This is a genomic window from Sporosarcina sp. Y1011, assembly GCF_057669885.1.
In genome coordinates, this window is the sequence record NZ_JBYHFP010000004.1 from 143,353 (window position 1) to 164,649 (window position 21,297).

The window sequence follows — 21,297 nt, forward strand, 5'->3', positions numbered from 1 at the left end:
TTCATTTTGTGATGAGTTTTAATAGTAAATCTATTAGTTTGGATGTCTGTTCCATCCAAAGAGTAAGTATTGCAATCTTTACGGCGAAATGAGCGATTGCCGCTAATGAACCGTAACCTGCTTCAGCGATATGTTTTGCAATGAGCTCAGATAATAAAAAGAGAATGGCGCTGCCAATCAGTAACTTTGCAAATGGTTCCGGTAACGGTTCAAAAAGAGTTAAAAAGTAGATGACGAATGGGAAAACAATGTTGAGAAATATATGAAATAAAAAATAGAGAAAAATAGATGTATACAACAACGGCTGTAATTTGGGTACAGTAAATGAAATGAGGAGGAGAATTAGGAAGACGACAATGGTCTGGACTAAAGTCAGCATCAGACCGACATGGACAACCACTGGAAAAACTCCGTAATTTCCGAGAAGAAAATCCTTAGGAAGCGGAGCATTTCAGCAGTGATGTAAATATAAGCGATGAAAAACAAGAAGAAAGAAAATTCCTTTCTGCCAGTCTGCTCGAAAAAAATATGCAGAAAACCGATGACTAATCCGATACCGGCAACTCGTAGCAAATCATTTAGTTCCATCCGGTGTTCCCCCCATTGCAACATCCTATGTGCTAGGGGTTCAATATATGTAAAAAAGTCATGCCACCCATTTGGGTAGCATGACTTTTTGGATTCTTCTATTGACTTAGTGTGTTTCTTTATGCTCTAGAAACGTATTCAGATTCTACTGTGTTGATGATTAGTTTGTCGCCGGTGTTGACGAAGAATGGCACTTGTACGACGACACCTGTTTCCATTTTAGCCGGCTTAGATCCACCACTTGCTGTGTCTCCTTTAATACCTGGCTCCGTTTCAGCTACTTCTAAAACGACTGTTACCGGCAATTCAACGCCAAGTACCTCATCTTTAAAGAGAATGATATGAACTTCCATGTTCTCTTTCAAAAACTTCAATTCGTCTTCAATTTGTTTTTCAGGAAGTTCAATTTGCTCGTAAGATTCATTATCCATAAAGATATGTTCGTCTCCATTTGCGTACAAGTATTGCATACGGCGGTTATCGATTTGTGCTCTAGCAACTTTTTCTCCGGCACGGAATGTTTTTTCATTGACGTTACCTGAACGTAGGTTGCGCAGTTTTGAACGTACGAAAGCTGCACCTTTTCCTGGTTTAACGTGTTGGAAGTCCATTACACGCCAAATGTCTCCGTCAAATTCAATTGTTAATCCTGTTTTAAAGTCGTTTACTGAAATCATAGTATTTCCTCCAATGGATGATAGATTATAAGATAAGTAGTTCTTTCGTTGAGTGCGTCAAACGTTCGTTGCCGTCAACGGTTATGATGATGTCATCTTCAATACGTACGCCACCGATTCCAGGTAAATATATCCCAGGCTCTACAGTTACAGTCATATTGGGTTCCAGAATCAATTCAGATCGATAAGATAGTGCGGGTCCTTCATGAACTTCCAGACCTATACCATGTCCTGTAGAATGTCCAAATGCTTCGCCATAGCCCATAGACTTAATATAATCGCGAGCAATCGCATCCGCTTCTATTCCTGTCATACCCGGTTTAATCTCTTTTAAAGCAAGTTCTTGTGCTGCTAAAGTCACTTCATAGATTTCTTTTAGTTTTGCTGAAGGTTCACCTACAGCAACAGTACGTGTAATGTCTGAAATATAACCTTCATACAACGCACCGAAGTCTAACGTGATAAAGTCACCCGAATTGATTACTTTATTTGTTGCTACGCCATGGGGCAATGCTCCGCGCAAACCGGAAGCAACAATAATAGAGAATGAAGACGACGTAGCTCCTTGACTTCGCATGGAAAACTCTAGCTCATTCGATACTTCCAACTCTGTGAGACCCGGTTTGATAAAACCGCAAATATGTGTGAATGCGTCATCCGCAATCTTAGCCGCTTTTTTCAAAATGATAAGCTCGTCTTCCGTTTTCACCATACGTAGTTTTTCAACAAGACCCGAGACTGGTTTCAGCTCCGCATCAACTTTTTCATTGTAAAGCTCATAAAGACCGAATGATACATTATCTTTTTCGAAACCGATAGTACGAAGTTTCATTTTTTTCGCCTGGATCGCTACTTCTTCTATGATTGTTGCCGTATGCTGGACGATACGGTAACCTTGAATCTCTTTTTCCGCCTGTTCCGTATAACGAAAATCTGTGATGAATACTGCATCATCAGCCGAGATTAGCGCAAGCCCAGCGGTACCTGTGAATCCTGTCATATAACGACGGTTGAATTCGTTTGTGATTAGCAGTGCATCAATGCCATGTTCGATTAACAGTTCCCGTATTTTTGTCAATTTCACAGTTTCATACCCCTTTTCCCCGGAGAAGAAATGCTTGAAAGGCCAGTTGATATCCGTCAGTGCCAAATCCAGTTAACTGACCGATACAGACCGGTGCAATGACAGACTTCTCTCTAAACGGCTCTCGGCTATGTATGTTTGATATATGGATCTCAATGACAGGCACATCGACAGATGCGATTGCATCACGTAGAGCAATGCTATAGTGTGTAAACGCTCCAGGATTAAAAATAATGCCATCAAGACTGGTGTCACCAGCTTCGTGGATCTTATCGACTAGAGCACCCTCCCAGTTCGATTGGAAGAATGATAGTTCAACATCATGGAGCGACGCAGCCTTGTCTAGTTTACTTTCAACATCTGCTAATGTTTCAGCACCGTAAATACCTGGCTCCCTACTACCAAGCCTGTTTAGATTGGGTCCGTTTAGAATAAGTAACTTCACTGCCACACCATTCCCTTCACCGTTATCTTTCCCATTTTAGCATATCGTTCTTTTGTAGCAACTCATTTCACACTTTCATCCGAAAATTTCTTCATAAATACAGCCGTTCCTGTGATAAATCTGAACACTATGGCCATTAACGCTAGGTAAGGTATAGATATCGATTTTATTGCAGCTATAGGACTTTGCGGTGAACCAATTGTCCATTCAACCGCAAAAACAACAATAAACCCTAGAATTAACGCGGTTATAGACGGGGGAATTGATGTTGTGAATGACACGACGAAATATAGAATGGCAAATAACAATGTAAGAGCCATGAAAAGCAAAATCCATTTTATTGAATAATGAGCTGATTCGAATATCTGCCATTTTTTTGCCCAGCCGATAGGTGACCAATTAATGAAATTGAATAATTGCAGGAACTTTAGAGCTATCGTTGTGATTAAGGCTCCGATTAGTGCAGTCCATAACAAAGTAATATTCATCATAGATATCCCTCCTATACAAAGTGTCGGGAGGTTTAGAACTTTTTAAACATCATTATGGAGTGTAACTTTATTTTTTAGTATAATGAGTTAATAGTATTCGTTGAATTAAAAGAAAGTGGGGCTAAATATATGAAAAAAGAACAACAGCCTCCTACTTACGGGGGTCAAGCACTAGTTGAAGGTGTTATGTTTGCCGGAAAAAATCATACAATCTCTGCAATTAGGCGAAAGGACGATACAATCGATTATTTCCACCTTCCAAAGGAAAAGAGTAATACTCTGATAATAATGAAGAAAATCCCATTTATTCGTGGGTTTGTTGCATTAATTGAATCTGCTGGAATCGGGTCACGGCATTTAACGTTTTCCAGTGACCGCTACGATATTATGCCAGGCGAAGAAATTGTTTCACAAAAAGAAGAAACCTCCAAATTGGCAATGGTTCTTGGAGTCGCAGCTGTCGGAGTCTTATCTTTATTATTTGGGAAGTTCCTCTTTACACTGATTCCCGTCTTTCTAGCACAAGCACTACAATTTGTTGCACCAGGAAAAACAGCACAAATTTTGCTTGAAAGTCTATTTAAGCTCATTTTACTTTTGACCTATATTTCACTTATTTCTATGACACCGCTCATTAAGAGGGTATTCCAGTACCATGGTGCAGAGCATAAAGTTATCAACACATATGAAAATAACTTGCCAATGACAGTTGAAAATGTTCAGTCACAATCTAGACTCCATTTTCGTTGCGGCAGCAGTTTTATGCTGTTTACGGTAATTGTTGGTATGTTTGTTTATTTCCTTGTACCGGCCGATCCATTTTGGTTTCGGATTGTAAATAGAATTCTACTCATCCCAGTCGTTCTCTGCATTTCCTTTGAAGTCCTGCAAATAACAAATTCGCTCCGAAATTTTCCTATCTTGAAGTATTTAGGCTATCCCGGTTTGTGGCTTCAACTATTGACAACGAAAGACCCTGATGACAAGCAAGTGGAAATTGCAATTGCATCGTTTGAGAAATTATTGCAACTAGAAGAGCATGGTATTGATGCAATGGAACTTGAAGCAGAGACTGTTCCTGTAATTATGTAAAAGCGGAAGCTGCCGATTATGGCCGCTTCCGCTTTTACACTGCTTTATAAACCGCATTTTAATTGGGCATTACAGTTCGTACATGTATTACAGCCGCCCATTTCTTCGACTGTACCTGTTCTACATACAGGACAAGTATCACCGACTTCGGATCCAATTGTAACGTTTGTCGAACGCAGATCTTGTATTGTATTGACAAGAACAACTTTACGCTGTTCAACTACTTCTTCAACATAGTCGGAATCCATTTCATTCTCTTCAGCTTTTAAGGTCAGGACTTGCGCATCTCGGCTACCATCCACATAGACAGTCCCGCCTTTTGCTCCGCCCTTATAGAGACGCTCATAAACACTTTCAACTTGTTTAACAGTATACCCCCGTGGCGCATTGACCGTTTTAGAAATTGAACTGTCAATCCAACGTTGGATGATGCACTGTACATCTGCATGCGCTTCAGGCGCAAGAGCCATCGAAGAGATAAACCATTCCGGTAAGTTTTCCGGATCTGCAGCTGGATTACTCTTCAAATATTCTTCTACTATTTCAGCTTTCACCTCGATGAATTTACCAAGACGCCCGCTGCGGTAATAAGAAAAGGAAAAGTATGGTTCTAACCCAGTACTAACGCCAACCATCGTTCCAGTAGATCCAGTTGGTGCAACAGTTAATAAATGGGAGTTTCTAATACCGTGTTCCAAAATAGACTCGCGAATATCTTCCGGCATTTTTTTCATAAAACCTGTATTGATGAACGCATTGCGCAGGGCTAACGTTTCCTCATCTGTCTTACCGATAAGGAATGGGAAACTTCCCTTCTCCTTTGCAAGTTCGATTGATTCACGATAAGCAGATGTTGCTATTGTTTCAAATACGTTGTCGACAAGGTCGTTGCCTTCAAGAGAACCGTATTCTTTTTCGCAATAGATCAACAGGTCAGCAAGCCCCATGACGCCGAGCCCAACACGACGTTCGCCGAGTGCTTGTACTTTGTTTTCTGCTAGGAAATATGGCGTTGCATCGATAACATTATCCTGCATTCGAACACCAATACGAACTATTTCTTTTAATTTTTCGTAGTTTACTGTTTTTGTCTCTTTATTTGCGACTTCCGCAAGGTTTACAGCAGCTAAATTGCAAACGCTGTAAGGTGCAAGTGGTTGTTCACCACATGGGTTCGTGGCTACAACTTGCTGCCCGTAAGCTTTGGCATTCGTTTCATTGTTGGCATTGTCGATGAAGAAAATACCGGGTTCAGCGGCGTACGTTGCACAGATGTTAATAAGATCCCAAAGTGCACGTGCTTTGATTGTTCGGTATACACGAACTGCAAACCCTTGACGCTCCCATTCACGGACATCGCCGACTTTATGCCATTCTTCGTTGTATGTAGCCATTTCTTCCGGCGAGTACTTTTCAACAGCTGGGAAGCGCAGGTCATAATCTGCGTTCTGTTCAACTGCTTTCATGAAATCATCTGTCAATGTGACTGAAATATTTGCACCTGTGAGGAATTCCGCATTTTGTACGGAATAGGTTCCCCCATCACGCAATTTCGTTTCAGCATCTTTCAAGATTGCATCATTGAATCCACCCATACCAGGAATCGTCCGATAGTTCATTATCCCTTGGTACATCGCTTCTTCTTGAGCTGTAAGCGGTTTGAATTTCAGTTTTTCATTTGCTAACTTTTTTATCAATTCATCTTCGGTAGTTTCCACAAGGTAACGGAGGATTCTAGGATTCTGCATTTTTGAGATGATGAATTCGTAAATATCAGGATGCCAATCTGCTAACATGATCATCTGTGCACCACGTCTAGATCCACCTTGTTCGACAAGATGTGTCAATTTAGCTATATCATCGAGCCAAGAAACCGACCCGGATGATTTACCGTTGACGCCGCGTGCAAGTGTGTTACGTGGTCGTAGTGTGGAACCATTTGTCCCAACACCACCACCGCGACTCATGATCTCCATCACTTGTTTGCGGTGATCAGAAATACCTTCACGAGAGTCAGCCACGAAAGGCATAACATAACAGTTGAAGAAAGTCACTTCAGTATCTGAACCAGCTCCGTATAGAACACGTCCAGCAGGAATGAAATTCAATTTCGACAATTGATTGTAGAACTGATCGAACGATTCTTTTCGTCTTGCTTCTGTCGTTTCAACCGAGGCAAGTCCTGTCGCATTACGTTTGGCAATTTGCTCATAAAAAACTTCAAGTGGCTTTTCTAGAACTTCTATCGGTCTTGTAATGATACCTTTTTCCTGCTCAAATGGATTGTCGATCGCTGAACGAAAATCTTTTTCAATCCATATATCTGCTTTTCCACTTTTTTTATCAATTGCAGTGATAAAGCCAAGTCCACGTGCCGGGAATTTCGGATCTTCCTTAACCGTTAGGACGACGAAATCACCAACTTTGAGTGTTTCCTTTTCCGTATCCTTAAACGAATATCTGTCAATCATGACAAGCCGGGATACCCCTTTATGTTCGATATGCATATCTGCTGTAATTGGATGCACTTGCGGGAATTTAGAGATATCCGCATTCAGTTGTGCTTTGTCCAAAATAGGTTCCTGGTGTTTTGAAACAATGACCATTAACGCATCCCTCCTTATGGGATATATTCAAAAAACCAACATGAATTTTTCCGAAGAACACTACATGTTGTGTTAATTATAATACCTAATATACTACATATTGAAACCTGCTTCAATAAAATAGTTTTTACACTAAAATCCAAATGCTTAATTTACGCACTTCGGAACGCTTAATTCTCGATAAATAGCACCAAAGTTACAGATGTTATTTTCTATATGTCCAGTCATCATTCGCATATTTCTTCCGCTCAATTTCCATTACGAACTCGATTTGCTGTTCTGTTAATTCTAATGGTACAAGTTCCATATCAAGCGCTGATTCGAAACCTTTTGAAAATGCATCTGTACATTCCTCAATTGAAACAGAACGGTTTATCAGTTTATCTATCGCTACCGCTTTTTCTGGCAAACTCATACGCATTTGTTCGCGGTGTTCTTCCGTTTTAAAGTTAAAGAGAGAAACCAGTTTGTCCACATCAAGACTTAAAAGTATCGCACCGTGCTGTAAAATGACACCTTTCTGTCTTGTCTGCGCGCTTCCAGCAACTTTCTTCCCCTCAACAACAAGTTCATACCAACTTGGTGTGTCAAAGCAGACTGCACTTCTCGGTTTCTTTAAATCATTGTTCTGTTGTTCAGTTTTAGGAACTGAAAATGATGCATCTAAGCCTAAGTTACGGAACCCTTCAAGCAAACCGCCCGAGATAACACGATACGCTTCTGTTACCGTTTCAGGCATTTCGGGATAACTTTCACTAACAATAACGCTGTATGTAAGTTCGTGCTCATGAAGGACACCTCTGCCCCCCGTTGGACGTCGAACGAATCCAAGTCCATTTTTTTTCACTTCATCCATATCTATTTCTCTTTCGACATTTTGAAAGTAACCAATTGATAACGTAGCGGGTTCCCATTCATAAAATCGAAGTACTGGGCCGATTTCCCCTTTGCTATGCCATTCTAGCAGTGCCTCATCCAAAGCCATATTGAACGAAGCACGACATTTTCCTGAATTAATGAAGTGCCAAACCTTTTTTTTCATTCGAATTCTCCCTCCACAACGAATTTCATTTTATCATTCCCATTGAACAAGTGCCACTCAATCTTTATAATGATAAGGTAGAGAGAAAGGGGAAATTTGTTTTGAACTATTATATCCTAGGGGCCGTTGCTCTTATCGTAATCATTTATTTTGTTGTGACGATGCAACGTCTTAAGAAAGCTGTTACAAACTTGACGCAAGAGCAATTTATCGAAGGTTATCGGAAAGCACAACTAATCGATGTGCGTGAGCCCAAGGATTATGATGCTGGTCATATTCTGGGAGCGCGTAATATTCCGTACTCTCAATTCCGTCAGCGACATAAAGAAATCCGGTCGGACAAGCCCGTTTACTTATACGATCAAAACGGTGGAAAAAGCGCACGTGGAGCCTTACTTCTAAGGAAAAAAGGATATGATCAACTCTTCCACCTGCAAGGCGGTTTCCGTCAATGGACAGGTAAAGTGAAAAGTAAGTAAAAAATAAAGTTCTTCCCCTTGGGAGGAGCTTTTTTCAATACTAGAGTATGGAATGAAGCAGCATATGTCATTAAAGAAAACGATTAACTGAGTTCTTTTTCCCAGTACGCTAGACGGCACTCGCATGCGTGTGGGGTCGTTCATTGCAAATAACACCCCCCAATTAACCCAAGCGAGTAATCCTCCACTCAGCAATGCTACAGGCCGTTTCAACCGCGCTAATGAAGACCAATTGGACGAAACAATAATCCTTACGAATCAGGGACTTACAGAAACAGCGCAAGCTCTTTACAACAGTTATGCAGACGTTGAATGGGAGAAGTGCTAAACCTCGATTTACTCAAGTTATTCCACCACTGACAATGACAATTCTTCTGGCTAGATTTCCCTTTTATAAACCTCCACTTGCTCTAAATACGCCCACGACAAAAAGGCACAACAGGATTTGCTGTGCCTTTTGTCGATTACTTATTGTTTTATATAGCGCAAAACAGGATTACGTGCCGCCTTCGTTTCATCAAGACGATTGATAACTGTTGTATGCGGAGCATTTTGTACGATTTCTGGATTTTCTTCGACTTCTTTTGCAATTTGGATAAGAGCGTCACAGAAAGCGTCAAGTGTTTCTTTTGACTCTGTTTCTGTAGGCTCAATCATCATGCCTTCCTCAACGTTAAGCGGGAAGTAAATTGTTGGCGGGTGATAGCCAAAGTCAAGCAAACGTTTTGCCATATCAAGCGTGCGCACGCCAAGTTTCTTTTGACGGCGACCCGACAGTACGAATTCGTGTTTACAATGTCGGTTATATGGAAGGTCGAAATAAGGCTCCAATAAGCGCATCATATAGTTTGCATTCAATACAGCATTTTCCGTAACTGCTTTCAAGCCGTCCGGGCCCATAGAACGAATATACGTGTATGCACGTAAATAGATTCCGAAGTTACCATAGAACGGTTTAACACGACCGATTGATTGCGGTAAATTGTATTCAAACGTATAAACCTCATCTTTTTTCACAAGAACTGGTTTCGGCAGGTAAGGAATAAGATCCTTCTTCACACCCACTGGACCTGAACCTGGTCCACCACCACCATGAGGACCTGTGAATGTTTTGTGCAAGTTCAAGTGAACTGCATCAAAGCCCATGTCGCCGGGGCGTGCTTTAGACATAACTGCATTCAGGTTTGCACCGTCATAATAGAGTTTTCCTCCAGCAGCGTGAACAATCTCAGCCATTTCAAGAATTTCTTCTTCAAATAGACCTAGTGTATTCGGGTTCGTCAGCATAAGTGCTGCCGTGTCATCTCCTACATGTCGTTTCAGGTCCTCAAGATCAACAAGTCCGTCTTCACCCGATTTTACTGTAACCGTATCGAAACCGGCAACTGTAGCTGAAGCTGGATTAGTACCGTGTGCCGAATCCGGAACAAGTACTTTCGTACGTTTGAAGTCACCGTTTGCTTCATGGTAAGCACGGATCATCATAAGAGCCGTCCATTCACCGTGCGCTCCCGCTGCTGGCTGAAGAGTCACTTCGTCCATACCCGTAATTTCTACAAGATGCTCTTGCAGGTCATACATTACTTCCAGTGCACCTTGAACAGTCGACTCATCTTGCAGTGGGTGAATATTTGCGAATCCAGGATAACGAGCAACGGATTCGTTGATTTTCGGATTATATTTCATTGTACATGATCCAAGCGGATAGAATCCGGAATCAATCCCGTGGTTACGATTCGAAAGTGCTGTGTAATGACGCATAATATCAAGTTCGGAAACTTCCGGAAGTTCTGCAACTTCCTCGCGAACAAATCCTTTTGGCAATAAGCCGGAAAGGTCAAGTTCAGGCACATCCAGTTCAGGAAGACTATAGCCTATCCGTCCTTCTCTAGTAAGTTCAAATATTAATGCCTGGTTATCTTTATGCATGAAGGGCCTCCATTTCCTGCACAAGTGCATCGATTTCTTCTTTCGTACGCTGTTCAGTCACAGCGATTAGAGCATGGTTTGCAAATTCAGGATACGTCAAACCTAAGTCATAGCCGCCGATTATCCCTTTTGTAAATAATGTTGTATTCACTTCTTTAACAGACTGTTTGCAATCAACGACAATTTCGTTAAAATGCGATCCACTAAATTTAACTTCAAACCCGGCTTTTTCAAATGCTTCCTTCGCATAACGTGTTTTGACAATGTTCTGATATGCAATTTCTTGCGCGCCTATTTTCCCAAGTGCAGTCATCGCAACAGAAGCTGCAAGTGCATTCAGGGCTTGGTTCGAACAGATGTTAGACGTCGCTTTATCACGACGGATATGCTGCTCTCGTGCTTGAAGTGTCAAAACGTAACCTCTGCGGCCCTCATCATCCGTCGTTTCTCCAACAAGACGCCCAGGTACTTTTCGCATCAACTTTTTCGTCACTGCGAAATAGCCACAATGTGGTCCGCCGAAAGATTCTGGAATGCCGAACGGCTGTGCATCTCCTACCGTGATGTCAGCGCCTAGCTTGCCAGGTGGCGTCAGTATTCCAAGTGCAAGTGGATTTGATGATACAACGTACAATCCGCCTTTAGCGTGTGTAATTTCCCCGATTTTTTGAATGTCTTCGATTTGACCGAAGAAGTTCGGGTATTGAACTAAAACAGCGGCTGTATTCTCGTCTATCAATTCTTCCAGCATCGCCATATCTGTTACGCCATCTTTTTGTGGAATCGTGACCACTTCGATATTTTGACCTGATGCATAGGAAAGCACTACATCACGAGATTCCGGATTAACCGTCTCGGAAACAAGAAGTTTCTTCCGACGCGTATGTCCAGATGCAAGCGTTCCCGCTTCTGCAAGAGCCGTTCCGCCATCGTACATAGATGAGTTTGCAAGATCCATACCAGTCAGCTCACAAATCATTGTTTGGAACTCAAAAATCGCTTGCAACTCACCTTGCGAAATTTCCGGTTGGTAAGGCGTATAAGCCGTATAGAACTCAGAACGCGAAATAACATGGTCAACAATGATTGGTTTGTAATGATCATAAACCCCTGCACCTAAGAATGATGCATATGTGCGCGCATCCGCATTTTTCGACGCAAGTTTTGACAGTTCTTTTGTTAATGAAGTTTCAGATTTCGCTTTTTTAATATTGTATTCGCCTTTAAATCGGACCTTTTCAGGAATGTCCGCAAAAAGTTCATCTATGGATGAAATACCAATTGTTTTCATCATTTCAGCGCGATCAGTTTCAGTCATAGGAATATAACGATGCTGCATGTCCTCTTAACCCCTTTTCATAATGTTAGTATGATTAGCGTTTATAAAATGGTGTAGCAATAATTACAGCTTTCAAACGTTTATTTCGAATTTCTATTTCAACTTCAGTTCCTTCAGCGGTATGCTCACGATTCAAAAGCGCAAAACCTATATTCTTTTTAAGTGTTGGTGATTGTGTACCCGTCGTGACTTCACCGATTTGTTCTTCACCGAGGAATACTTTGTAACCAGTACGTGGAATCCCTTTATCAATCATTTCCAAACCGATAAGTTTACGCGGTACACCATTCTCTTTTTGTGCAGATAAAGCTTCTTTCCCATGGAAATCTGCTTCTTTATTTACTTTGACTACAAAACCTACACCCGCTTCAAGTGGTGAGATATCTTTTGACAATTCTTGTCCATATAACGGTAAACCCGCTTCGAAACGAAGTGTATCACGTGCTCCAAGACCCGCTGGTACGACGCCTTCACTTTCGCCTGCTTTCAGGATAGCAGACCATAGTTCAACAATCTCTTCCGGTGATCCATAAATTTCAAAACCATCTTCTCCAGTGTATCCTGTACGGGATACAAGCACTTTCTGACCCGAAATCTCGACATTTTCCTTGAAACGGAAAGGCTTAATGTCTTCAAGCGGCTCGTTTGTCAACTTCTGAAGGACTTCCTGCGCTATTGGTCCTTGCAAAGCTAGAAGTGCATAGGAAGATGATACATTTTCAATTTTAACATCATCAGTCACGTAACTGTTCATCCACTCGAGATCTTTGTCGATATTTGACGCGTTGACAACAAGCAGATAGTCGTTTTCACCACGTTTGTAAATTAGAAGGTCGTCTACAGTTCCGCCATCTTCATAACACATAGCGGTATATTGCGCTTGTCCATCTTTAAGTTTCGAAACATCGTTCGTAACCATTTTTTGCAAATAAGGAAGAGAACCTTCCCCACTTACAAGCACTTCACCCATATGGGATACATCAAATAATCCTGCTTTCGTACGTACAGCTTCGTGTTCCGCTTTTATACTCGAGAATTGAACAGGCAATTCCCAACCACCAAAATCGATTGTTTTCCCGCCATACTCAGCATAGCTATCAAAAAGGACGGTACGTTGTAAAGTTTCTGACATAATTCATTCCCCCTTGGAAAATTGATAAAAAAGGACAGAGGTCCCCTAAGAAGAGAACCTCTGTCCTTGTACCTGAAAGTTTGACCTTACGGCTTTCCTCGTTGGTGGCCGATTATCCGGCACTCTCCAGAGATGCGTCCTGTATGAGTCTTGTTACCTGAGAGATTCATAACATAAGTTACTTGCTCCTTCGGCGACGCCTTTGCGTGCTCTCCTCATACAATCATTCGCGCTATTCAATTGAAATGAAAATGAATAAGATTCGGACAACTATTGTCCTTTCGCCTTATATCTTAACATTTCATCCATGTAAGTGCAATGCTTTTTAATTGACTGTCGTTTTAACGAACATTGTTGCCTTTATAACCAAAAACGTTCGTGTATTTCTTTGAAAATTAAACTTTCTGCTAACTATAGTTTTAAAAATCTAATCAACAGCTGATTTCCACTTATTACTTTTCCCCTTTAAGACGGCCAATTTGAAAAGCAATATAATCTACAATATCTCTTAACGAACGCTTTTCAGTTTCCACTTTAAAATGGGCACTTTGTAAGTAAAAAGGTTTTCGCGCATTAAATAAACCTTCAAGATCACTGCGGCTAGACCTTTGCACAATTGGACGATTCCGGTCGGTTGATATTCGACGCCATATGTCACGAAATGGAGCATTAAGGAAAAAGACAAGTCCCGTCTCACGCATGACTTCCCTATTTTCCTTTCTCATCGCTACACCTCCACCCGTTGCAATGATACAATATTCATCACGAAATGAGCGAAGAAACTCCGTTTCCAAATTACGGAAATACTCCTCGCCGTGCAGTTCAAATATTTGCGGAATCGACAAACCTGTCATCTTTACGATTTCATTATCCATATCGTAAAAGGGCATTCTTGTTGCATAACTAAGCCGTTTGCCGATTGCACTTTTTCCACATCCCATAAACCCAACTAAATATACTTTCTTCATCTCATCACCCATTTGGCAGAACGAATATGCTTATCCGCTCCGTTTCATTGTCCTCACCGTTTCGTTCTCATAGTACGTCTCAAGCGAATCGTAATTCCTTTGTAGACTATCATGCCATGAAACGAGGGAGAAAAGAAAGAGACTGACGAAAAATAATAAAATAATTGTTGCTGCAAGCATGGCTCCATTTTCATTCTGGATATAATCCAACCGCAAACCCCCTTACTTTTACTGAACCGTTAAGCAGTAATACATGAACAGTTAAAGTCATACCGTCATAAGTGAATCTCACTGACTGAACTCCCGTAATCAATGGGACATGTCCTTCTCCGTTAACTAGTTTTCTAATGGCAGTCCCACTTTGACCTATGTTTATCCTCCCACGGCTTGTGACAAGACGAAAAGTAGTTCCTTCATAAAGCAATTGAATTTCACTAACATCTGAAAGCAATTTTTGCATATCCAGTGAAAACAGTTCCCACTCTGTGGAAGAGGTGTCAAAGAACTTTTCCTCTATTGGCTCTTTCCAAAAAAAGAACAAAATAAATAAATGAAGAAAAATAGACAATACAGTTAGTTGGAGAATGCTTTCTAGGAACGTATAGCCCTTTTCGTCACGTACCTTTAGGTATTTACGCATTTATCGTACACCTTATCAATAATTTCATATGACACACAGACAGCTTGTCCATTAATGGACCACTTATAATCGATTTCTTCAATCCTCCGGACACCTTCCAATAAACCATATGCTTTAAAATAGATAGCGCCTTGTAATGCAGTTTCCGAAGCATACATTGCCGCCTTTTTTAACTGTAGTTTGGAAGTTGCGAAAGTGGAGAAAGGAAGAAGTGTGCCAAATATCACAATTACAATAGTCAATGTCAGTATCGTTTCCGGCCAAGAATAGCCCCCTTCATTCATAAATAATCATCCTTCCACGCTGAAATTGTAGCCGTATTTCAATCACACCTGAACTTGTCGAGAATGCAAGTGTGCCAGCTTTAATAATATCTCCGTTTGCATGAAACCCCACTTTCGATGATGTACTACTGCTTAGATAATGCATGCCTTCAGGAAATACATTCCTTGCAATTACTTTTCCACTTAGTTCAGAAGTAGTAAATTCAGATCCGGAATGTTTGAACTCCAATTGGGTTATTACAGAATTCGCCATGGAATAGGCTTGCATGTCTTGCACTGACGCAATAAATACTTGAAGGGCATCATCTTCTGATTTCACTCGAATCCATTGATCCCCGATAGGTAAAATGATTGCTGTCATAATTGACAGGACAGCTAATACAAGAATCATTTCAAGGAACGTGAATCCACTTTCCTTAGTTGCCTCCACCGTCTGCTTCTGAACCTGCCTACCCACCCACTTTATCTACTTTTCCGTCCACTATAACTAAAAGAGTACCGTCTGGACACTGCGCAGCTCCCGGTAAATATTCTTCTTCAGTTAAATCACTCATAGTAGGCACGTGTTTTTTGTCCATTTTATAAGCCTCAACCTGGCCTTGTACCATTTTGATGTAAGCTGCGCAGCCTTTTTCATCAATTGACTTAGAATGTTTTGTGACATTTGGAATGGCAATGAGAATGAGAACCGAGATGATTAATAATACAATCATCATTTCAATGAATAGAGGTGTGAACGTCTACATTTAAAACAGCCATCCTCTTATATAGAAGGTGGCTGTTTTTTTATATGTACTAAAAAAAAGCAGATAATAATTATTAACGGGTTCGGTTGGTGAGGAGAAAGGTGCAATTAACAACGTAAATAACAGGTTAATCAGCATATATTTCAACAGTGAAATAGCTATATAAAAAACAAGTAAAAACGCTCAAATCTGAGCGTTTTTTGGTGAAATATTTTACTATCCTTCTTGAACTAAAGCACCCGTTTGTTGAATAAACTCTGGTTATAATCTCATTTCTATTAAAGTAAGACAATTAAAATTATAAAACCAAATCTGTCTACTTTAATATATATTTCTTTAATATACTTGGGTTTACGAACCTTATTGAAACTACCTCCCCACAATCCAAACAGACAGTTAGTTCTTTTTCAAACTCTGGTACTTTTACAAATGAATTTCCACCACAGTTTTTGCATTTTTGCATTTCATATCCCCCCTTGTTAAAAGTTAGTTATCTTTCATTACCTAATAAATTCCACATAAACGAGCATTAATCCTTCTTGAAGTAACCTGCTTCGTTAGTTGAATAACATTATTTCGCAATCTTCAATATACTTTAGCATAGATTTCTCAACTTCCTTCTATATTTTTCTTTCCAATATCCAATTAGTAAGTGTTTTAACAACGAAATTAACAAAGGCACATATATTTATGCGCTGCTGTTAATTCCTGTGCCAATTGTGGTTCCAATTCATCAATAAAAAGCAACTAAATGTTGATGCAACAACAAAAACAGGGACACCAATTCATATGTGAATTGTGTCCCTGAACTCTGTGTTTTTTAATGTTTTCTCCCCATCAACCGAACCCGTTAGTAATTTCACGTTTGCTTTTTTATTTTTCGAATTTAATTAAAACATACCATTGGTTCCTTCGCCTAAGTTAATGATAATATTTTTAGTTTGCGTGTAAGAATTCAGAATCATTTTATGAGTCTCTCGACCTATACCTGATTTTTTAACTCCGCCGAACGGGGTATGAGCAAAAAACAAGTGTTGTGCATTAAGCATCATTCGTCCTGTCTCTACGCCTTTTGCGACACGAATACCCGTATTTAAGTTACTCGTGAACACTGCTCCACCAAGACCATATTCGGAATCATTCGCTAGTTCAATGACCTCTTCTTCCGTTTTAAACTTAATCACCGTTGCGACAGGTCCAAAGATTTCTTCTTGAGAGACTCTCATGTCATTTGTAGCCTCTAACAAGGTAGGTTTTGTGAAATTCCCTTTGGAAAGTTCTCCGTCAGTTATTCTTTTTCCGCCAGTCAGAACTTTTGCCCCTTCTTTTTCCCCGATTTCAATGTATTCCAATACTTTGTTTAACTGGTTTTCGTTAATTTGTGCACCCATCTGTGTGCCTTCTTCCCACGGAAGACCAACTTTCACATTTTCAAATTTATCTACTAACGCTGCAATGAATTTGTCATAAATACCTTCTTGAACAAAAATTCGGCTTCCTGCTGAACATACTTGACCTTGGTTAAATAAAATCCCCATCGCAGCACCAGAGAGTGCTTGTTCAAAATTTGCGTCATCGAAGATGATATTTGCCGATTTACCACCGAGTTCGAGGGTAGCTGGAATCAATCGTTCAGCTGCTGCTTTCGCCACTGTTTGTCCTACTTCAGTTGAGCCAGTAAAAGCAAGTTTTGCAAAGCCTTCGTGGTTTAACATATAATCGCCAGAGTAAGAACCTCTACCTGTGATAAGGTTGAAGACGCCAGGAGGCAAGACTTGATCCAAAATTTTAGCGAATTCTAATACACTAAGAGATGTAGTAGATGATGGGTGGAACACAATCGTATTTCCAGCAGCAAGTGCAGGTGCGATTTTCCATGCCGCCATAAGCAGCGGGAAGTTCCATGGTACAATTTGTCCCACAACACCGATAGGTTCTTGAAGTGTAATTGTAATAAGCTCATCTGTTAACTCTTTTGCTGTACCGTCTTCAGAACGAATGACGCCTGCAAAGTAGCGGAAGTGATCAATTGATAATGGAACATCAGCATTCATCGTTTCACGAAGAGGCTTTCCGTTATCTAGCGTTTCTACAAGTGCAAGTTTCTCTTTGTTTTCTTCCATTAAATCAGCGATTTTAAGTAATAAATTACTTCTTTCTTCTACACCGATTTTCTTCCATGTTTTAAAAGCTTCTGTTGCAGCAACTACTGCTGCGTCAACATCTTCATGAGTAGCGTCAATGAATGTCGCTAATTTCTCTCCATTACTTGGGTTAATCGCATCTAATTTTTTACCTTCTGAACCGTTCGTCCATTCACCGTTGATGTATAACTTGTATTCCGAATCAATCAAATTTTTAATATTTGTCATGATGGTATCCCCACTTTAGATGTATTTTTGGTAACGAATTCATTATATTGCTTTTTTTTACATAATTCAATGAACTAAAGCACCCGTTAGCACAACAACAACAACAACAACAAAGTTTACATAGATTATTGTTAGAAAACTACCTAACGGTTCAAATAAAAGGCTTAAAACTGTATATTAAAAACATTAAATTTATGAATTCCTGTACCAAACTTAGTAAGTTTATTTTCTCTTAAAAACTTAACTGCAATTTTTACCTATTCTAAAATTTTTGGTTCAAGCCCTAAAGTGTTATGTGATCCGTAAATCATTGAAACATTTGGTATCTCTGAAATCCTTTCCAATGAATTGACTAAATCCACAGGGCTTGTTGATGGGTAAAAAGCGTATATTGGGGTTTCATCATATAGTAAATCCCCTGTAAATAGATAACCATTTGTTTCATCAAAAACAGATATATGTCCAGGAGTATGATAAATAATTAATGTCCTATTCCCTAAATTAAATACATCTCCGTATTTTAACAAACCTGTTGGTTCCCCTTAAAATGGTCGAGATGTGTCAAGATTAAAAATTTTCGGTATAGGTAATGTTATATCTCTACTTACTCCTTTTCGTATCTGTTCGATCGATAAGTCTTTTATCCCGTTGATTAACCAATCTCTATCTCCGTCGTGGATATAGATTTCTTCAAATTCGCCATGACTTCCTATATGGTCTGTGTGAACATGTGTTGTAATAACTTCAATCGGTAAAGCAGTTAATTGGTCTGTAATTCTTTCCCCATAAAACTTCATTAATATCGTGTGTTTATCATATACTATTTTTCCATTATAAGGGGGCTGATCACTGTCACTTCCAGGTTTTTGTCGAAAGGAAAATAAAAAGGCTAGAACCGTCATCGGTTCTAGCCTTTTTATTTGTGTACGCTAACAGAATAAATCTGATTTCTTCGGGTTGGTCATACCAAACAAAGGGCGGATAAACAATGCTAATCCCGTTCCTAACATTGCCATAATAGCCCAAACCCAGCCGTGTAAGCTAAATGATGCAATCCCGCCGAAGTATGCGCCGATATTACAACCGAATGCGAGGCGAGAGCCGTATCCCATCAAGAGTCCACCGACAATCGCTGCAGATGCAACGCCAGGCTTAACCTTTTTTGGCTTAAAATTCCCTTGGGCTGTTGCTGAGATAAATGCACCTAAGATAATACCAAAGTTCATTACGCTTGTTGAATCGGCTAAAACAGATTGATTCAATGCTTCACCGGCGGCTCCTGTAAAGTAACCCCAGCTAGCCACGTCAACACCGACGAAATCTAAAGCTTTACCACCCCATAGAGCAAATGCAGACGTAATTCCCCATGGTTGACCACGTACGGAAAGAACAGCAGCATTTAAAACTGCTAGTACAATACCTGCACCAACTAATGGCCAAGCCCCACGGAAGAACCGTTTTACCCCTGTTGTAGTAGCAAGTGGTTTCATCATTGGTGGCTTTCTTTTTTTCGCGAACCGCGCCAACGCGAAATAAATCAGTGCGAAGAGTGCCAATTGTACGATCCAAGCACCAGAGAATCCGAGACCAGTCGATTCAGCAAGAGAAAATGGCTCGAGCGATGGCGTTCCCATCCAAAATGGAAGATGATACGCACCTAATGTTGATCCAGCGATAAAAGCAATTAGTGTGAGGATCATCGACGATCCACCACCACCAAGATTATATAATGTTCCTGAAGCACAGCCATTTCCTAGCTGCATCCCAATTCCGAACATAAATGCACCAAAGATAACGCTCAATCCAACTGGAGAAACATAGCCCGTAGGAGTAACCCCAGTAAAACTGAATCCAGTAGCTAAAATGATTGCAAATAATGTGGAGGCAACGGCAAGCATAACCATATGTGATTGAATACCTTGCACATTACCGACAGACATCAGTCTTCGAAAGGCTGATGTAAACCCAAATCGGGCATGAAGTAATGTTGCACCAAGCGCCAAACCTAGAATATATAAGACTCCTTGAATCCAGTCGGCCGTACCGACAATCGCAATAAGTAACACAATTGCTGCAAGAATTCCTCCACTCAACAGAGGTTTTTGTACTGGATTTAGCTCCGTTATAACGGTTGTTGGACTGAAATTAAATCGCTTTACTGTTGTTTGTTCCATCTATATACCCCATCTCAGATTAACTTACTTGGCATTAATACTATCGTATTTTGATAGAAATGTAAATGGATGGGTCGGAGGGCTGGGGCGGTGCCTGTAGTCAAGCTCCCTAAAAATGAACAAGTAGAAAATTCGATCTAAATATTTTAGTCATTTCAACTAAATATTTTTGTTAAACTCTTCTGCCATATTTTGAATTCAGCAAAAAAGGTGCTTCTCCTTCTTTAAGGATGGCACTCGTTAGTTGAATAAGAACAACGACTCTAATTCAAGAATCTCGCCCGATTCTTGAATTACCCTCTTCTAATAAAAGTTATACAATCGATTCATCGACATAAATAACTTGAAAGACTAGGGTAGATAACCTTCCGAGAAATAGATAACTAAAAACTAAGCAAGAAACATCGAAGCACCAAAAAGTTGATAATAATACGACTTTTCTTCCCGATTAAACGTCCAGAGCTCCAATCCTCTGATTACTTGAACAGTGAAAAAATGTACAGCAATAAGTTTTGGAATGAAGGTCCGAGAAAAATTCGCTGGATCAGCAAGATTTATATAAACAATTGCAATGACTGTGAATGCAACGATTGAGGTAATTTCTGTTTTTCGAAAATGTGCCTAACCCTTAGTCTTAAAAAACACTTTGCGGTTTCCCCCTTCCGTAAAAAGACAATAAAAATAACACGTTTCATTCAATGGCTGAATGAAACGTGTTTTGTGTAGTTTAATACAGCATAAATTGATTCAGTACATATCTTAGGTAAACAATGGATCAAACGTTTACTTGAACCGTCTGAAATTGGTAAAACTGCAGTATTCTAAGCCTCTGAAGGCGCTGGTGCTATTACAGGTGAATCCATTCCTGTAACTGGTGGTATGTAATCAGCTTCAAAAAAATTGTTACAAACAAAGGCATCCGAATCTGGATGCCTTTTTGATTTTAAAATATAAATTCACTCTAGTATTCGCGACTATTAAGGAAATGAAAAGAAACTTCTCTATTCCTAATTCACACTACAACTCCAACCACGCAACACACTCTACGTGGCTTGATTGGTAATCGCAGATATATGGATGTAGTAGTGTGTACCTAAATTAGTGAATTACCATGTCTTTATGCAATAAATCCTATAATGAAAATTGTTGTACCAATTTGGTTGCATTATCTCTATTATCATTCTAAAAGTAAAATGTCCAAAAACAATT

At 40.0% G+C, this 21,297-nt stretch carries 24 protein-coding genes, 1 pseudogene and 2 riboswitches; of the genes and pseudogenes, 3 read left to right on the top strand and 22 right to left on the bottom strand.

Annotated elements, in window-relative coordinates; translation table 11 throughout:
* Position 1: 1 nt before the first annotated feature.
* The 6 genes from AC25Y5_RS06835 to AC25Y5_RS06860 all read right to left on the bottom strand — a co-directional run bounded on the left by AC25Y5_RS06835 (position 2) and on the right by AC25Y5_RS06860 (position 3,285).
* Positions 2 to 400, bottom strand: a complete 399-nt coding sequence (locus tag AC25Y5_RS06835; RefSeq protein WP_488139662.1) for a hypothetical protein — start codon at positions 398 to 400, stop codon at positions 2 to 4.
* Complete coding sequence (locus tag AC25Y5_RS06840; RefSeq protein WP_482103072.1) at positions 379 to 588, bottom strand: SpoIIIAC/SpoIIIAD family protein; 210 nt, start codon at positions 586 to 588, stop codon at positions 379 to 381. The genes AC25Y5_RS06835 and AC25Y5_RS06840 overlap by 22 nt, the downstream gene beginning before the upstream one ends.
* A 119-nt stretch (positions 589 to 707) precedes the next feature.
* Positions 708 to 1,265 (bottom strand): elongation factor P, encoded by a 558-nt coding sequence (gene efp / locus AC25Y5_RS06845; protein WP_482103071.1) that lies wholly within the window; start codon positions 1,263 to 1,265, stop codon positions 708 to 710.
* Positions 1,266 to 1,290: 25 nt separating this feature from the next.
* Positions 1,291 to 2,349 carry a M24 family metallopeptidase gene (locus AC25Y5_RS06850; protein WP_488139663.1) on the bottom strand — a complete coding sequence of 353 codons (1,059 nt, stop codon included), beginning with the start codon at positions 2,347 to 2,349 and terminating at the stop codon, positions 1,291 to 1,293.
* A gap of 4 nt (positions 2,350 to 2,353) precedes the next feature.
* Positions 2,354 to 2,794, bottom strand: a complete 441-nt coding sequence (gene aroQ, locus AC25Y5_RS06855) for a type II 3-dehydroquinate dehydratase (RefSeq protein WP_488139828.1) — start codon at positions 2,792 to 2,794, stop codon at positions 2,354 to 2,356.
* Between the two features lie 62 nt (positions 2,795 to 2,856).
* Positions 2,857 to 3,285, bottom strand: coding sequence for a hypothetical protein (locus tag AC25Y5_RS06860; protein WP_488139664.1), 429 nt, complete (start codon positions 3,283 to 3,285; stop codon positions 2,857 to 2,859).
* Positions 3,286 to 3,414: 129 nt separating this feature from the next.
* Here AC25Y5_RS06860 and AC25Y5_RS06865 point away from each other — a divergent pair, with 129 nt between their 5' ends.
* Entirely contained in the window at positions 3,415 to 4,377 is a 963-nt protein-coding gene (locus AC25Y5_RS06865; protein WP_488139665.1) for a DUF1385 domain-containing protein, read from the top strand.
* Between the two features lie 44 nt (positions 4,378 to 4,421).
* Here the strand turns inward: AC25Y5_RS06865 and AC25Y5_RS06870 are convergent, their stop codons facing one another.
* Both AC25Y5_RS06870 and AC25Y5_RS06875 read right to left on the bottom strand, forming a co-directional pair.
* On the bottom strand, positions 4,422 to 6,983 hold the full coding sequence (locus AC25Y5_RS06870; protein ID WP_488139666.1) for a vitamin B12-dependent ribonucleotide reductase: 2,562 nt from the start codon (positions 6,981 to 6,983) through the stop codon (positions 4,422 to 4,424).
* Between the two features lie 205 nt (positions 6,984 to 7,188).
* A complete protein-coding gene (locus tag AC25Y5_RS06875) occupies positions 7,189 to 8,025 on the bottom strand; it encodes a lipoate--protein ligase family protein (protein ID WP_488139667.1) in 837 nt (278 codons plus the stop codon).
* A gap of 161 nt (positions 8,026 to 8,186) precedes the next feature.
* On the opposite strand from AC25Y5_RS06875, the gene AC25Y5_RS06880 reads away from it, so the two are divergent.
* The gene (locus AC25Y5_RS06880) at positions 8,187 to 8,504 is read left to right on the top strand and encodes a rhodanese-like domain-containing protein (protein ID WP_482103121.1); all 318 of its coding nucleotides are present in this window, start codon (positions 8,187 to 8,189) and stop codon (positions 8,502 to 8,504) included.
* A gap of 124 nt (positions 8,505 to 8,628) precedes the next feature.
* Positions 8,629 to 8,832: a hypothetical protein gene (locus AC25Y5_RS06885; RefSeq protein WP_488139668.1), complete on the top strand. Its 204-nt coding sequence runs from the start codon at positions 8,629 to 8,631 to the stop codon at positions 8,830 to 8,832.
* A 140-nt stretch (positions 8,833 to 8,972) separates the two neighbouring features.
* Here AC25Y5_RS06885 and gcvPB read toward each other — a convergent pair whose 3' ends face one another.
* The 14 genes and pseudogenes from gcvPB to AC25Y5_RS06955 all read right to left on the bottom strand — a co-directional run bounded on the left by gcvPB (position 8,973) and on the right by AC25Y5_RS06955 (position 20,688).
* Positions 8,973 to 10,433 carry an aminomethyl-transferring glycine dehydrogenase subunit GcvPB gene (gcvPB, locus tag AC25Y5_RS06890; RefSeq protein WP_482105515.1) on the bottom strand — a complete coding sequence of 487 codons (1,461 nt, stop codon included), beginning with the start codon at positions 10,431 to 10,433 and terminating at the stop codon, positions 8,973 to 8,975.
* Positions 10,426 to 11,772 (bottom strand): aminomethyl-transferring glycine dehydrogenase subunit GcvPA, encoded by a 1,347-nt coding sequence (gene gcvPA, locus AC25Y5_RS06895; RefSeq protein ID WP_482103064.1) that lies wholly within the window; start codon positions 11,770 to 11,772, stop codon positions 10,426 to 10,428. The genes gcvPB and gcvPA overlap by 8 nt, the downstream gene beginning before the upstream one ends.
* 34 nt (positions 11,773 to 11,806) lie before the next feature.
* On the bottom strand, positions 11,807 to 12,904 hold the full coding sequence (gcvT, locus tag AC25Y5_RS06900) for a glycine cleavage system aminomethyltransferase GcvT (protein ID WP_488139669.1): 1,098 nt from the start codon (positions 12,902 to 12,904) through the stop codon (positions 11,807 to 11,809).
* A gap of 56 nt (positions 12,905 to 12,960) precedes the next feature.
* Positions 12,961 to 13,038, bottom strand: a riboswitch (glycine riboswitch).
* Position 13,039: 1 nt separating this feature from the next.
* Positions 13,040 to 13,131, bottom strand: a riboswitch (glycine riboswitch).
* A 225-nt stretch (positions 13,132 to 13,356) separates the two neighbouring features.
* Positions 13,357 to 13,872 (bottom strand): shikimate kinase, encoded by a 516-nt coding sequence (locus AC25Y5_RS06905; RefSeq protein WP_488139670.1) that lies wholly within the window; start codon positions 13,870 to 13,872, stop codon positions 13,357 to 13,359.
* A gap of 30 nt (positions 13,873 to 13,902) precedes the next feature.
* Positions 13,903 to 14,082, bottom strand: a complete 180-nt coding sequence (locus AC25Y5_RS06910; protein ID WP_488139671.1) for a hypothetical protein — start codon at positions 14,080 to 14,082, stop codon at positions 13,903 to 13,905.
* Positions 14,063 to 14,512: a competence type IV pilus minor pilin ComGF gene (comGF, locus tag AC25Y5_RS06915; protein WP_488139672.1), complete on the bottom strand. Its 450-nt coding sequence runs from the start codon at positions 14,510 to 14,512 to the stop codon at positions 14,063 to 14,065. The genes AC25Y5_RS06910 and comGF overlap by 20 nt, the downstream gene beginning before the upstream one ends.
* A complete protein-coding gene (locus AC25Y5_RS06920) occupies positions 14,497 to 14,796 on the bottom strand; it encodes a hypothetical protein (protein WP_488139673.1) in 300 nt (99 codons plus the stop codon). Before AC25Y5_RS06920 ends, comGF begins: the two co-directional genes overlap by 16 nt.
* Positions 14,789 to 15,253, bottom strand: a complete 465-nt coding sequence (locus AC25Y5_RS06925) for a prepilin-type N-terminal cleavage/methylation domain-containing protein (protein ID WP_488139674.1) — start codon at positions 15,251 to 15,253, stop codon at positions 14,789 to 14,791. Before AC25Y5_RS06925 ends, AC25Y5_RS06920 begins: the two co-directional genes overlap by 8 nt.
* Positions 15,246 to 15,512, bottom strand: coding sequence for a competence type IV pilus major pilin ComGC (gene comGC, locus AC25Y5_RS06930; RefSeq protein WP_488139675.1), 267 nt, complete (start codon positions 15,510 to 15,512; stop codon positions 15,246 to 15,248). The genes AC25Y5_RS06925 and comGC overlap by 8 nt, the downstream gene beginning before the upstream one ends.
* 346 nt (positions 15,513 to 15,858) lie before the next feature.
* Positions 15,859 to 16,005: a hypothetical protein gene (locus tag AC25Y5_RS06935; protein WP_172372269.1), complete on the bottom strand. Its 147-nt coding sequence runs from the start codon at positions 16,003 to 16,005 to the stop codon at positions 15,859 to 15,861.
* 427 nt (positions 16,006 to 16,432) lie between these two features.
* Complete coding sequence (locus AC25Y5_RS06940; RefSeq protein WP_488139676.1) at positions 16,433 to 17,914, bottom strand: aldehyde dehydrogenase family protein; 1,482 nt, start codon at positions 17,912 to 17,914, stop codon at positions 16,433 to 16,435.
* A 164-nt stretch (positions 17,915 to 18,078) separates the two neighbouring features.
* Positions 18,079 to 18,696: pseudogene (locus tag AC25Y5_RS06945) on the bottom strand (MBL fold metallo-hydrolase); the annotation flags it as partial.
* Positions 18,697 to 18,843: 147 nt separating this feature from the next.
* Complete coding sequence (locus AC25Y5_RS06950) at positions 18,844 to 20,088, bottom strand: YeeE/YedE family protein (protein ID WP_488139677.1); 1,245 nt, start codon at positions 20,086 to 20,088, stop codon at positions 18,844 to 18,846.
* A 390-nt stretch (positions 20,089 to 20,478) separates the two neighbouring features.
* The gene (locus AC25Y5_RS06955) at positions 20,479 to 20,688 is read right to left on the bottom strand and encodes a DUF4181 domain-containing protein (protein WP_488139829.1); all 210 of its coding nucleotides are present in this window, start codon (positions 20,686 to 20,688) and stop codon (positions 20,479 to 20,481) included.
* Between the last annotated feature and the right edge of the window lie 609 nt (positions 20,689 to 21,297).

Excerpts from the sequence above, each read along its gene's own strand:
- AC25Y5_RS06840 (WP_482103072.1), bottom strand. The coding sequence starts at position 588 with ATGGAACTAAATGATTTGCTACGAGTTGCCGGTATCGGATTAGTCATC.
- efp (WP_482103071.1), bottom strand. The coding sequence starts at position 1,265 with ATGATTTCAGTAAACGACTTTAAAACAGGATTAACAATTGAATTTGAC.
- AC25Y5_RS06860 (WP_488139664.1), bottom strand. The coding sequence starts at position 3,285 with ATGATGAATATTACTTTGTTATGGACTGCACTAATCGGAGCCTTAATC.
- AC25Y5_RS06865 (WP_488139665.1), top strand. The coding sequence starts at position 3,415 with ATGAAAAAAGAACAACAGCCTCCTACTTACGGGGGTCAAGCACTAGTT.
- AC25Y5_RS06870 (WP_488139666.1), bottom strand. The coding sequence starts at position 6,983 with ATGGTCATTGTTTCAAAACACCAGGAACCTATTTTGGACAAAGCACAA.
- AC25Y5_RS06875 (WP_488139667.1), bottom strand. The coding sequence starts at position 8,025 with ATGAAAAAAAAGGTTTGGCACTTCATTAATTCAGGAAAATGTCGTGCT.
- AC25Y5_RS06880 (WP_482103121.1), top strand. The coding sequence starts at position 8,187 with ATGCAACGTCTTAAGAAAGCTGTTACAAACTTGACGCAAGAGCAATTT.
- AC25Y5_RS06885 (WP_488139668.1), top strand. The coding sequence starts at position 8,629 with ATGCGTGTGGGGTCGTTCATTGCAAATAACACCCCCCAATTAACCCAA.
- gcvPB (WP_482105515.1), bottom strand. The coding sequence starts at position 10,433 with ATGCATAAAGATAACCAGGCATTAATATTTGAACTTACTAGAGAAGGA.
- gcvPA (WP_482103064.1), bottom strand. The coding sequence starts at position 11,772 with ATGCAGCATCGTTATATTCCTATGACTGAAACTGATCGCGCTGAAATG.
- gcvT (WP_488139669.1), bottom strand. The coding sequence starts at position 12,904 with ATGTCAGAAACTTTACAACGTACCGTCCTTTTTGATAGCTATGCTGAG.
- AC25Y5_RS06905 (WP_488139670.1), bottom strand. The coding sequence starts at position 13,872 with ATGAAGAAAGTATATTTAGTTGGGTTTATGGGATGTGGAAAAAGTGCA.
- comGF (WP_488139672.1), bottom strand. The coding sequence starts at position 14,512 with ATGCGTAAATACCTAAAGGTACGTGACGAAAAGGGCTATACGTTCCTA.
- AC25Y5_RS06920 (WP_488139673.1), bottom strand. The coding sequence starts at position 14,796 with ATGAATGAAGGGGGCTATTCTTGGCCGGAAACGATACTGACATTGACT.
- comGC (WP_488139675.1), bottom strand. The coding sequence starts at position 15,512 with ATGATGATTGTATTATTAATCATCTCGGTTCTCATTCTCATTGCCATT.
- AC25Y5_RS06935 (WP_172372269.1), bottom strand. The coding sequence starts at position 16,005 with ATGCAAAAATGCAAAAACTGTGGTGGAAATTCATTTGTAAAAGTACCA.
- AC25Y5_RS06940 (WP_488139676.1), bottom strand. The coding sequence starts at position 17,914 with ATGACAAATATTAAAAATTTGATTGATTCGGAATACAAGTTATACATC.
- AC25Y5_RS06950 (WP_488139677.1), bottom strand. The coding sequence starts at position 20,088 with ATGGAACAAACAACAGTAAAGCGATTTAATTTCAGTCCAACAACCGTT.